Genomic DNA, 12,112 nt, shown 5'->3' with positions numbered 1-12,112 from the left:
TAGTAAAAAACGGGAGCAAGCCAGCGCTTATCTTCCCGTCTACAAAGCGCTTGGTAACACGCAGTTATTAAAATTTTGGCAAATTCGTTATAGTCTACAGCACATTCTTAGATTCGTCTAATAATTCACGTAAAAAATAAAAAAATAAGGTTTTTAGCGACTTTTTATAACGAACACGCTAAAATAGTAAGCTTACTTCTTCAATCCAAGCACATCTTGCATGGAATAAAGTCCGTTTGGCTTATCTTTTAACCACTGTGCAGCCCTTACAGCACCTGATGCGAAGGTTAATCTTGATGTTGCTTTGTGTGTTAATTCCAGCCTTTCTCCCATGGTGGCAAAATAAGCTGTGTGTTCACCAACTATATCGCCAGCTCTGAGCACTGAATAGCCAATTTCTTGTTGACTTTTTGCCTCATGTACCTGAGTTCGGTCATAGCGTGCAACCTGCTCATGATCCCAGCCTTTTGCTTCTGCAATGGCTTCACCAATCGCCAGTGCAGTGCCCGAAGGCGCGTCTACTTTGTTGCGGTGGTGGGCTTCAAAAATTTCGATGTCCATTTCATCTGCAAGCTTTGCCGCGGCGGTCTGTACCAGGTCCAGCATCAGAGTGACACCCACACTAAAATTACGTGCAAAGACGATCGGGACTGACCTGGACGCGTCTTCCAATGCCTGCATTTGCTCTGTATTGAGCCCTGTTGTGCCGATCACCATCGGCGTTTTGTTCGCCACAGCTTGCTTAAGGTGGCCGAGCATGCCTTCTGGTAGTGTAAAGTCGATCAGTACATCCAGCTCATCGCCCAGTTGTTGCTCAGCGCTAAAAGTTGACCCGGCTGGCGCTTGCGGCTGTAAATTAGCAATGGGCTGAGCCAAATGTGGCGATGATGCTCTGACAAACGCGCCACCTAACTGGCAATGTTGAGACTGTTGGACTGCTTCAATCAGCGCCAGACCCATGCGGCCATTGGCGCCAAAAATACCGATTTTCGTCATATTGCGGTTTTCCTTTGTATTAGATTTTCCACCCTGTTCAGTGGTACGGAAACGTATTTTCCCGATTTTCAGCGCAAGAGAGATAAGCCCAGTCACCCAGCTTTTTAGTTGGATGATTGATTTTGTGGCCTAGAGTTTACCCGATCTCTGTGTCATAGTCAGTTGACAATAATACTAATCTATCCCGTCATGGACCGCTGTGAAGCAGGCCTGATTAATACTTCGAGTAAGACTGGCTTTACCAAAAAGGCGTTTCAACCGCTGTAAATCATGTCGATGTGCTCAGCGCACACTCCGTTACCGGGAAGATAAACATAATAACGAAACACCATGGACTTTGGACGTCTAACCATATAAACTTCCGCCCTCGCCGATTTCAATTATTGCGGGCGACGTAGTTTAAATGCAGCTAATAATGGATCCGTTGGCTGTGGTTAGTTTTTGGGGAGTGCTATGCAGCCAAACTTAAATCACACACAAGCAAAGCTTTCTTTGCTACCTCTTTTAACCTTTGTTGGCCTATTCCTGGGCGCGGGTCTGTACCTGCAATCACAGGGGGTCGATTATGCTTTCTATCAGTTACCTGCACCGGTAGCCATTTTACCTGCCATAGTGATCGCGTTTTGGATCAACAAAGGTACCATCAACCAGAGCGTTGAAACCTTTATCAAAGGTGCCGGGCACAGCAATATCATCACCATGTGTTTAATCTACTTGCTTGCCGGCGCCTTTTCGTCGGTGGCCAGTGCCACAGGGGGCGTTGACGCAGTGGTCAATGCCGGTTTATCGCTGATCCCACCCAGTCTGCTATTACCCGGACTGTTTTTAATCGCGGCCGTGGTTTCAACCGCGATGGGGACGTCCATGGGTACCATAGGCGCCATCGGCCCCATTGCTTACGCTGTCTCCATCAAAACCGGGATCGATCCGGCTCTGATGGCCGGTACCATAGTCTCAGGCGCGATGTTTGGAGATAACTTATCAATTATTTCTGACACCACCATAGCGGCAACCCGTACTCAGGGCTGTGAAATGAAAGACAAATTCAGGGAAAACCTGAAAATTGCTCTGCCCGCTGCCGCACTCACCGTTGCCTTATTGGTGTTCCTGACACCTGAGCCACAAGCCGTTGAAACCAAGCCTTTTGACTGGCTGCTGGTGTTACCTTATGCGTTTATTCTGGTACTGGCTGTGGTAGGTATTAACGTTTTTGTGGTGCTCTTTAGTGGCATTATTTTCGCCGCCCTGATGGGATTCACCGGTGATTACCAGGGCGCTGCCTTTGTCAAAGACGTGTATAAAGGCTTCAGTGACATGCAAGAGATTTTCCTGCTCTCTATGTTCATTGGCGGTTTGTCTGAATTTATTCGCGTTAATGGTGGACTGGATTATCTGGCACATAAGATCCAGGCAATCACTGCGCTCATCGCCAAATGGCACAGAAAAGTGGCTGATCAACTGGGCATTGCAGCGCTCGTATTGACCAGCAATCTGTGTATTGCGAACAACACTGTCAGTATCATTGTTGCTGGGCCCGTTGCTAAAAAGCTGGCCGATGATGGAAAGATCTCAGGCAAACGTTCAGCCAGCCTGCTGGATATTTTTGCCTGTGTAATGCAAGGCTCCCTCCCTTATGGCGCACAAGCGCTGTTACTGGGTGCAACCTTTAAGATCAGCCCGTGGGAAGTGTCTACCTCGTCTTTTTATTGCTTTATTCTGGCATTTACAGCGGTCGCTGTGATTTGTATTCGTCGTCATAAAGACTGATACTTCAATGGCATCCAAGCGGATGCCATTCATTCCCTCGCATTAATAAATTATTAGTTTTTTATTCCTTTTCTGTAGTATTTTGCGTATATAATTCAGCTGTTTATAACCCCACAAACATGAGAAACAATGAAAACACCTATTTTTACTGCGCTCACACTGGGATTTACGCTCACAACAACCTCGGTCACTGCCGCGGACTGGAGTAATACGCAATTACACATTAACCATGGCGAGTTCAAAAACCCGTTTAGTCAGCAAAAAGCAAATCAGACAATCTACTCCCTGCAACATGCCTCGGGCTACCGCTATGGCGATAACTTTTTCTTTATCGATTACAGTACAGATGACCTGGATGATGGTCATCAAGATGGCGACTTTTACGGTGAATGGTATTCGACTTTTAGCCTGGGGAAACTGGCGGGCCTGAAGTTTAATAACTCACCATTACAAGACGTGGGCATTGTGATGGGCTTTAACGCCGCCGGTGATGCCAAAGTCATGAAATACCTGCCAGGCGTGAAGCTGTCCTGGAACCTCGAAGGGTTTAATTTCTTCGCGACCACTTTAACTGCCTACATCGATGACAGCCGCGGCGTTAACGCCGGTGGCGCACCGAAAGAAACCAACAGTTACATACTGGATGTAGCCTGGAGCTATCCATTCTCTTTGGGCGACCACAAGTTTGAATTCACCGGTCACGTTGAATACCTCACGGGCCGTGATAATGAAGTCGGTGGCGATGTGAAGAACTGGCTGCTGGCACAACCTATTTTACGCTGGGATCTGGGTCACGCGCTGGAGATGCCTGAAAACCAGCTCATGCTCGGTCTCGAATGGCAATACTGGCAAAATAAACTGGGCACTGACACCGACGAATCAGTCCCCCAGATCCACCTTGCCTGGACGTTTTAAGCTACACTGTTTGACCGGGCCCTCTGTTCAGGCCCGGCTTTCTCATTTCACTTTTATACCAATTTGCTTAATTAAGTGAGCTATTTTGAGGCGAGAAAATAGGGTCGATAACACCGCTCCCGCGTCCTGCTACCGCTGAGGCACCTACATCCCTATAGGCGAGGCAAAAATTTTGCTATTTAGTTGTTCTAAATGAGAAATTTTTAACGCTGTTAGCGTCCTATTTGCTCCTTCAAATAGATCAGGTATTAAGTGAAATTGGTATTAAATACGTCTTATAAATATTCCTGAATAAAAAACGGGCAAATTCATTGCCACAAAACATACCATACTGTATGGTATGTTCATTCAATCTCAGAAGGAGTTGTTTTATGTTCAGTCTTATCACTAGCCTGACCCCTGAGCCCGATCGCCTTCAGGCAAAAGCAGGCCCACACCATTTCCGTGATGCATTACAAATTGCGCTCGACACCCCCACCCTGACCCCCAGTCAGCTGCAATACCGGATTTTTAATACCATGCCTGGTTGGGTAACACGGCTGATGCGACTCAGAAACAAGCTGGTCGCTGTATTTGGCTTTTCCACCGGACAAGAGACCATGACCCCAGCCAGTAATGAGCTTGCCGTAGGTGATCAGGCTGGTTTTCTGAACGTGTGTGAGAAATACCCGGAGGAGATCATCAGTTATTCGGAAGATCGCCACATGGTTTTTTATCTCAGTGTAAAAAAGCAGGAAAGTTCCGTGATTGTATCCACCTTGGTCAACCCAAAGACCCTAACGGGGCGTATTTACCTCAACGCCATCTTGCCCTTTCATTATGTCGTTGCTCGCAGTGTTATACAGGGCGCAAAGAAGGCGGGTCGATTATGAGTGATGCAAAACAAGGCTGGCTGGCATTTGCCTTAAAAACGCTGATCAGCAGTGGCCCTGATGCCCTGACAATAGACCGACTTTGCGCCCGTAAAAAAGTGACCAAAGGCTCTTTTTATCATCATTTTAAAAATCGCCAGGCATTCATAGATGCGCTCATGACGTACTGGTATGAACAGGCTACAACACGTCTGATCGCCATTGCGGATACGCAGCCCTGTCCGCTGACCAGACTGGAACGTCTTGATGAGGCCATTGCAGCCACAGACATTGAAGCCGAATTGCATATTCGCGCCTGGGCACTGAAAGATGCCAGCATCCAGCACCATTTGTGTACCATAGACACGCAGCGCCAGCACTATCTTAAAACCTGCTATCTCGAATTAGGTCTGGATCAAACGCGCGCAGAACACCTGGCAACAACCAGCTATGCCAGCTTCCTCGGGCTGCAACAGCTCTACCCTCGCCTGTCCGTTCAGGACTGTCTGGCACTGAGTTCACAGCAGGCAAAAACACAACTGAAGGAACTATTATGAAACACCCCTATTTCATGAGTTATGGCCTGATTGCCATCGGCCTGCTACATAACCTGGTAGGTCTATTGATGGGCTGGGAGGTGCTTACTGCAATGCATCAGGAAGGCTGGTTCGCAAGCACCATAAAACAAGACATGATGTTATTTGACCGCGAAGCCATCGTTTGGTTTTTGGTCTGCGGGTCGCTGTTTATTCTGTTAGGGTGTGTCCTGAAACACCTCCAGAAACACGATGTGCCTTTGCCAGAGCTGCTTTGCCCGGCTTTATTCACCCTCGGCCTGCTAATAGTGTTCATTATGCCGCTCTCGGGTGGCTACCTGCTCATTCTCCTGGCGTTAGTGCCATCAATAACAGGCCTAAGGTACCGCAAGTCATCGCATTTATAGTTACTTTTTTCCTAAAGGTGTCACTATCCCTGCCGATACAGAATAAGATAAAAGTATTATTCGGTGTGTATTTCGCGCATGAATGACCCAAGGAACGTGCAATGACATTTATCATCCATCAGGCCACCACTGATATTTCCGCATTTCAAACTAAGCCACCAGCGCCTGCAAAAGAGCCAGCCGGAGAAAAGACCAGCGAAGAGCAGGCAGCTGCCGCGGCTACTGACACAGCTGAGGAAGCTCAGGGTATCACCTTGTCTAATGAAGACAAGCATGTGTTGTCCGGGGAAAAAGCCAAAGAAGATGAAGAAAAATATGAGGATGTGCCGGCATACATTCAACGTATGCTCGAGCGCCTGGAGGAGATTAAAGAAGAAATCACGTTACTTAAAGAGGAGCTGATGGAGTTGCAAGCTGAGCGTACGCCCGATGAAGCAACACAGCAGCTCACTGAAATGAAAAGCCAGTATCTGATGCAGTTGCAGGAGCAATATTTCGACATAATCAAGAACATTCAGGAGGCGCTGAAAAAAGAAGGGATCACGGACCCCGGGATCATTATTCGCGCCATAACCTGACAATTACTGCCTCATTCAGCGTATCCAGGCAGACAACCCTATGCCAAAGATAGCGAATAAACTAATATAACAGACGCCGAAAGAGACGCTGCGCATAAGCTTTTTTCCTAGGTAGTAACAAGCCATATGACCGACTCTGGAGGCTAAATACACCACAGCCAGTCCATTTAACCAACTGGGGTTGGCCCCTGAAAACATCGCAAACATCACCACCAATATCAGGATCCCCACAGTCTCATTGCTGTTAGCGAACACGCGATTACAGCGAAACAAGAGATCATTCGGATCCTGCGTCACCGCCACACCCGGCGGGTGCTTTTGTTTAATTGCCATAATATCTACAATCGCCAATTGAACTAAGAACAAAGAGCCTGATAATCCAAGCACTAAAATACTCAACTGGTATGGGGCCAAAAGGTCTGTCATACTGACTTCCTTGCTGTATAAAATTTAGGTGCAAACACAGTGACCTATTTTGTCCAGGTGTGTCAATCGCTGTAGGATTAAATCTGCAGTAAAATAGATGACCTAACCCTAACGCAACCTTGACTATGCCCTGTCTGCCGGAAAGACCATTTCGAACAGACAACCCTTATCAGGCGCAGATATACACTTAATTTCGCCGTTCAGTACAAAAGTCACCAAATTAAATACCATATAAAGACCCAGCCCTACATTGCCCTGGTGTCGGGTGGTAGTGTGAAATGGTTCGAAAATGTGCGCCAGTGTGTCGTCTGCGATACCTTTGCCTGCATCTTTAAAACTCAGTTTAACCTGCGCTTCATCGTACGATAATGTGATCCAAACGTCCCCGTGAGATGAATCAAACCCATGCTGTATCGTATTCATAAGTAAATCTTCTAACACCCGCTCCAATGCCTGTTTATTAAAGCGCACGGAAACAGACGCGGGACAGTCAACATTGAAACTGACTGATTTGCTAACATGACACCCAACAAACGCATCAAGGAATGCCTTTAACTCAACACGATCTTGATTGCTGGTGTATTCGTGGGCAGATGCCTGCTTAAATCGCTTCACCAATTGCGCTGCCCGCGTTGTGTTACTCTCTATCAGCTGTGCACTGGACTCGGACACATCAATAAACGCCTGCGTATCACTTAAGGTCAGTTTGCTTTGCGCCAGTTTGTCCTTAAATCCATACAGTGCCTGGGTCAGCACCGAGCAGGCTGTAACCGTGGTGCCCAAAGGCGTATTGAGCTCGTGAGAAACACCACTGACCAGACGCCCAAGCGAGGCCATTTTTTGTGCTTCTACCAGCGTTGACTGCGTCCTGGTCAGCGTATCCAGCGTGTTGGCCAGCTCATCCCTGGATTGTTTTAAGCGTTCGGTTCGCTCCTCAACACGCTCTTCAAGGGATTTATTCAGTTCAGCCAAAGCGACCTCCGTACGCTTAAGTGCTGAGATATCCTTAATTGTACCGCATGCCCTGACGGCCGTACCGCTTTCATGCCGGGTTGTCACTTTTCCTCTATCTAATACCCAAAGCCAGTTCCCCTGAGTGGTTTTGACGCGGTAGCTCACCTCATAGAATTCTGTTTCCCCCTCCAGGTGCTTATTAAATGCTTGTTCTAATTCGGGATAGTCTTCAGGGTGTACGGATCCTTTTATGACACTGAGATCTGAGCCAATCTCGGCAGCAGGTAGTTGCAAATTACTCTGTTGGTTGTCTCGTGTAATCACGCCTGCTGCCAAATCCCAGTCCCACAGCTCATCACCACTCCCCCATAGAGCCAGACTGAGTCGCTCTTTAACACTACTCACCTGCTTTAACGCCAGCTGCTCGATTTTTAGCTGTTTATTCTTGCTGTACCAGAAATACAAGAAAAACACAGTACCAAATACCAGCACCAAGGCAATAAGAACGACCCCCTTTTGAAATGCCTGCTTTTCTATCTGTAAGTCTTTAATGCGATTTTCTTGCACCAGTTCAGCAATTTCACGTTCCTTTTCTTCCACATCGAACTCAACACTTAATGCGCTGAGCCGGTACTGGTTATTCCTGTTTTCCCATTCGTTTTGATAAGATAAATAGGCATTAAGGTAGTGAACTGCCTGCACAGGCTGCCCGGCCTGCTCGTAGACTTGCGCAAGTTCGCGCTGATACTGCATCACAAGGGCATCTCTTTGATGCTCAGTGGCTATCTCAATGGCTCTGAGATATTCATCGATTGCTTGCAGGGTTGCTCCCCGCTGCAACGACAATTGTGCGAACGCCTGATAAATCTCAGCAATGCGATCTTCCCACGGGGAGCCCAGATACAACGGCAAGCTTTTATTAAGATACGCTTCGGCCTTTTTCAGCTCACCGGTATCTATATACAAACGCCCCAGATCCAGATAGGTCGAAATGTTCGTGTCAAAGCGATTGGTCGCTTGTTTCAGATTCAAGGCTTCCATCAGACTGCTTTCAGCGTTGCTATAATCCTCCGCTAACCGGTACACAGACCCGAGGCGATTGTAGGTGTGGATCATGCCCATGCTATAGCCTAGTGCTTCCTTATAGGCAAGTGACTTAAGGTGCATGTCGATGGCATTGGGAAAGTCGTCAATCTCTTCAAAATAAGTGCCCATGTTACTGTAATAAATTGCCAGCTTTCTTTCATCGTTTAGCTCTGTTGCAATCTGGATGGCCTTGTTTTGATGAAACAACACCTTTTCATAGAGGTTCATTCTTCTGTACAAAGAGGCCAGGCTTTGGTGTATCGAAGATGCCCGGTAGTTATCCTGTAATTTGCGATATAAATTCAGGCTATGAAGAAAGTCAGCTAAGGCGTCATCGAAGCGCATCAACCGAATATTGAGTACACCTGACAACTGGCGGGCTCTAGCAAGATACCTGTCATGGCCAGTATTCGTTGCTAACTGCATAGCGGTAACAAGATCAGCTTCAGCAATATCAACATTCTGCTGTCGCGTCGCAATATCCGCAGAGACCAGCTTAGCCAATATCTGATTAGCCTCGATCCGGCTTTGTACTGCCAGTATATTCGCACGCTCAGCCAGCTTTTTAGCCTGGTTAAGTTCTCGTTTCGATATGTGGGCACGGGCCAGGTGACTCAACAATCGGGCACTCTGGTCATCATTGGGGTTGTCCGCCAGCAATGAAAGCCCTACTTGGCCATAAGTGAGTGATTCGGCAGTATGAAAATGAAAGTGTTGCGCAACATAGTCTATGATTGCTTCTACTTTTTCACTTCCTTCTGCGCTTGCTATCTTCTCTGCCATCAGCTCGGCCGATAAAGACGTTTGAGCGACAGCGGCCACACTGAATGTCAGGCACAAAACAAAGCACACCAGATATTTAAAATCAGCGGTGTTTTCGGACATATAACCACCCGTTTCCCTTACTTCAGATGTTAAGAAGGCGCATCTCTGTTATTGAATATGTTAGTATAATTCAATGATATTGTTTTGCCGCCCCGTCCGTTTCACCAGCCCATCAATAATCAATCACGACCATTTTCAACTTGAATACCATTTTTTGTGGGGCACCAATCCCCTTATACGACACAGTTCATCAAGAAAAACCACCGAAACTGAGCTATAACTAATACCAGCAAGTACTCACGTTTATCTGGCAAAGTTGTGTGGAATAATGCAAATTTAACAACCTTCTTGTTTTGCTTTCTTGTTAGTGCTCCGAGCTTTGCAATGTGTACCTTGATGCGCATGGGAGGTAGTCCGGATGCCCCGCCGATAAGTTATGCTATCCATGAAGACAAGTTGCGTGGCATTGGCTTTGATTTTGTACGGCAAGTTTTACCTGCACACACGCAAATTGAAGTCACTAAACCCATGCCCTGGCTCAGGGCAATACAATGGGCCAGAGACGGTCACATTGACATGCTGGTTGGGCTGCAAAGTGCGGACTATCCTCGTGAGTGGTTTACCTACCTGGAGCCTGCTTTAACCACCTCAGCGCACAGTGTGTTCTATCGACGTGAGGAAATATCCCTCACTAACATGACAGAGCTTATCCAGCTCAGAGGTGCTACCTTGCGCGGCGAAAAATCAGCGACTCTAAGTCACACAGGCTTTGATCTGACTCAGCTTACCCTCACTACCGCAGACAGCGTTGAGAAAGCACTAAAGATGCTGTCCATGAAACGTATCGACTACTTTATTGCGCCTCAGTGGCAGGCCATCAGTAGCTGGCTGAACCTCTACAGCGCGCAAGCTCTGCCACTGGCTATGCTCCCGGAGCCCGTGCATATCAATCCTGTTTACTTAGTGCTTTCTAACCAAAGCGCCTGCCTACCCTATAAATCAGAGCTGGAAGCCGCAATCATAAAAGCACAGAAAGAAGGCCTGATGGAAGCTTTGCTGGAACAAAGCTTCCTGTACTCAAACGTGGTTGATCAGTTTCATGATCTTTTACGTTAAAAAGAGGCGATGACCCTGACACTGTCATCCGCACTGCCACTGGTGACATAACCGATAATACTGGCATCTCCTTTCACCATATCCAGTACTTCCTGATCATTGGCCAGCTTTTTTGGCGGTTGTCCTTTACCGGTAAACAGGAGCTTAGACCAGTAGGCTTTTAACTGGCTGGCACTGCGACCGATCACTTTGCTGTAAAACTCTTCACTGGCAGCACTTGTATCGGACTGACTGACTGGCACGGCTTTACCGGCACCATTAAAGGTTTTCAACTTGCCCAGGAATATTTGCTCTATCTGATTCTTGTCCAACGCAGCCGTATTTGAGGGATGGACAACGACATCAACAGCCCAGCATGAAGAAGACAAGCCAATCAAGCCCGTAAATATAATCGCTTTCATTACTTTCCCCTCAAAAGACCAAATCGACGCCCGCGGTCCAAATCGAATAATCTCCGACTGAAGGCCGGGAGTCTTCACCGCTTACATACTGAAACTTCAACGCTGCATTAGGATGGAAATCGTATCTGACAGACAGGCCGACACCATCAAACTCTCGCATTGCCAGGTTATTTCGAATCGCAACCCCGGTCGCTCTCAAAGTTGGCTGGTCTACGCCATTGAGGAAATCCAAGTCTTTGTTATCTTGCAAAAACCTTTCGTGATGTACTGTAACGATGACATCATCGACTACACGGTAACCAATTGCGGTGTACCAGACCTGATTAAATCCATCACTCGAGTCTTCAACGCCGTAATCGGCATATTCCACATCCAAAATGACGCGGTCATAATCTATGTGAAAACCCGTGTAACCATAGAGGCCATTTTTGCCATCCCAAACCACAGCGTCTCTGAACGCCTGAACCTGCTGCTCTGTTGCCCCCTGAGACTTAGCCAGTTCAATTGCCCCCTGAGCGCCTCCAAGGATCGCATTAGTATCTACCGTGCCGCCTTCTATTTCGACTATGAAGAAACCACCGTACACGGTCCACCAGTCTTTAGATAATTCGAGCCTGACAGACAGCTCGTCTTTGAAGCCAAAAGATTCGTCCTGCTGTGTTGCGGCCAGAAAGGTCGTTCCGCGCCAGCTGCCGTACAGTACTTTGGTCGACAATGCATAGTCACCAAAAATAAAGTTGCTGTCTAAAGACACCCCTTCAATTGTGGTGAAATCAAATCCGATGTAGACGGCTTTGGGCAAACGACCAAAGTTGTGTGTATAGCCAACATTTTGGTACTCAGACTGGTAAAAGCTGGGATTGGCAAAGCGCCCCATGCTGATAGTATGCTGTGGGTTAATTTCGTAACTGACATACGCCCACCTCGCTTCTGCGTCAAAATCGCCTTTACCTTCAGCGAGCAACTGAACAGTCGCACTGAGGCCCCCCCCCAGGTCCGCTCGTGCCTGAAGCGCAAAAAGAGATTCGTCAGAAAACGAGATATCGCCGTCCCCCTCAAGTGTCTCGAATGGTGACGTGCCCCCATCACTATCGGCAGCAGTCGCCCTGAGAGAAGCAAAGCCATTAAACACGACGTCGGCGTAGCTGGCGAAACTGCTCGTCACCAAAGCGCCTCCAATTACCCACTTCAAAGCATAATTACAGTTCATAGTTAGTCCTACCCGTTAGTCTTTCAGTGCGCGCAGAGTTACAT

At 47.5% G+C, this 12,112-nt stretch carries 12 protein-coding genes; 7 read left to right on the top strand and 5 right to left on the bottom strand.

Features of this window, described 5'->3' with window-relative positions; all coding sequences use genetic code 11:
* Window positions 1-192 precede the first annotated feature (192 nt).
* Window positions 193-996, bottom strand: a complete 804-nt coding sequence (gene dapB / locus QNM19_RS05385) for a 4-hydroxy-tetrahydrodipicolinate reductase (protein WP_049863425.1) — start codon at window positions 994-996, stop codon at window positions 193-195.
* Window positions 997-1,449: 453 nt separating this feature from the next.
* Between dapB and QNM19_RS05380 the strand changes: the two genes are divergently transcribed.
* The 6 genes from QNM19_RS05380 (at window position 1,450) to QNM19_RS05355 (ending at window position 6,050) form a co-directional block, all read left to right on the top strand.
* Window positions 1,450-2,763: a Na+/H+ antiporter NhaC family protein gene (locus tag QNM19_RS05380; protein ID WP_049863426.1), complete on the top strand. Its 1,314-nt coding sequence runs from the start codon at window positions 1,450-1,452 to the stop codon at window positions 2,761-2,763.
* A 129-nt stretch (window positions 2,764-2,892) separates the two neighbouring features.
* Window positions 2,893-3,678 carry a nucleoside-binding protein gene (locus QNM19_RS05375; protein WP_284026447.1) on the top strand — a complete coding sequence of 262 codons (786 nt, stop codon included), beginning with the start codon at window positions 2,893-2,895 and terminating at the stop codon, window positions 3,676-3,678.
* Between the two features lie 371 nt (window positions 3,679-4,049).
* Entirely contained in the window at window positions 4,050-4,550 is a 501-nt protein-coding gene (locus QNM19_RS05370) for a DUF2867 domain-containing protein (RefSeq protein ID WP_049866272.1), read from the top strand.
* Window positions 4,547-5,086, top strand: a complete 540-nt coding sequence (locus QNM19_RS05365) for a TetR/AcrR family transcriptional regulator (RefSeq protein WP_049866273.1) — start codon at window positions 4,547-4,549, stop codon at window positions 5,084-5,086. Before QNM19_RS05370 ends, QNM19_RS05365 begins: the two co-directional genes overlap by 4 nt.
* Window positions 5,083-5,472, top strand: a complete 390-nt coding sequence (locus QNM19_RS05360; RefSeq protein WP_049866274.1) for a DUF6463 family protein — start codon at window positions 5,083-5,085, stop codon at window positions 5,470-5,472. Before QNM19_RS05365 ends, QNM19_RS05360 begins: the two co-directional genes overlap by 4 nt.
* Window positions 5,473-5,573: 101 nt before the next feature.
* Window positions 5,574-6,050, top strand: a complete 477-nt coding sequence (locus QNM19_RS05355; RefSeq protein ID WP_049866275.1) for a hypothetical protein — start codon at window positions 5,574-5,576, stop codon at window positions 6,048-6,050.
* A gap of 15 nt (window positions 6,051-6,065) precedes the next feature.
* Here QNM19_RS05355 and QNM19_RS05350 read toward each other — a convergent pair whose 3' ends face one another.
* Both QNM19_RS05350 and QNM19_RS05345 read right to left on the bottom strand, forming a co-directional pair.
* Window positions 6,066-6,476 (bottom strand): MAPEG family protein, encoded by a 411-nt coding sequence (locus QNM19_RS05350; protein ID WP_049866276.1) that lies wholly within the window; start codon window positions 6,474-6,476, stop codon window positions 6,066-6,068.
* 123 nt (window positions 6,477-6,599) lie between these two features.
* Window positions 6,600-9,401, bottom strand: a complete 2,802-nt coding sequence (locus QNM19_RS05345) for a tetratricopeptide repeat protein (protein ID WP_049866277.1) — start codon at window positions 9,399-9,401, stop codon at window positions 6,600-6,602.
* Between the two features lie 336 nt (window positions 9,402-9,737).
* On the opposite strand from QNM19_RS05345, the gene QNM19_RS05340 reads away from it, so the two are divergent.
* Entirely contained in the window at window positions 9,738-10,457 is a 720-nt protein-coding gene (locus QNM19_RS05340; protein WP_284026446.1) for a substrate-binding periplasmic protein, read from the top strand.
* On the opposite strand, the gene QNM19_RS05335 is transcribed toward QNM19_RS05340, so the two are convergent.
* Together QNM19_RS05335 and QNM19_RS05330 are read right to left on the bottom strand one after the other, a co-directional pair.
* Entirely contained in the window at window positions 10,454-10,858 is a 405-nt protein-coding gene (locus QNM19_RS05335; RefSeq protein WP_010386100.1) for a type 2 periplasmic-binding domain-containing protein, read from the bottom strand. The genes QNM19_RS05340 and QNM19_RS05335 overlap by 4 nt on opposite strands.
* A gap of 10 nt (window positions 10,859-10,868) precedes the next feature.
* A complete protein-coding gene (locus QNM19_RS05330; RefSeq protein WP_284026445.1) occupies window positions 10,869-12,068 on the bottom strand; it encodes a porin family protein in 1,200 nt (399 codons plus the stop codon).
* Between the last annotated feature and the right edge of the window lie 44 nt (window positions 12,069-12,112).

This window comes from Pseudoalteromonas ardens (genome assembly GCF_030125445.1).
In the GTDB taxonomy this organism is placed as follows: domain Bacteria; phylum Pseudomonadota; class Gammaproteobacteria; order Enterobacterales; family Alteromonadaceae; genus Pseudoalteromonas; species Pseudoalteromonas ardens.
The sequence above is the reverse complement of the archived record's forward strand: the minus strand, read 5'-3'. Positions and strand labels throughout refer to the sequence as shown.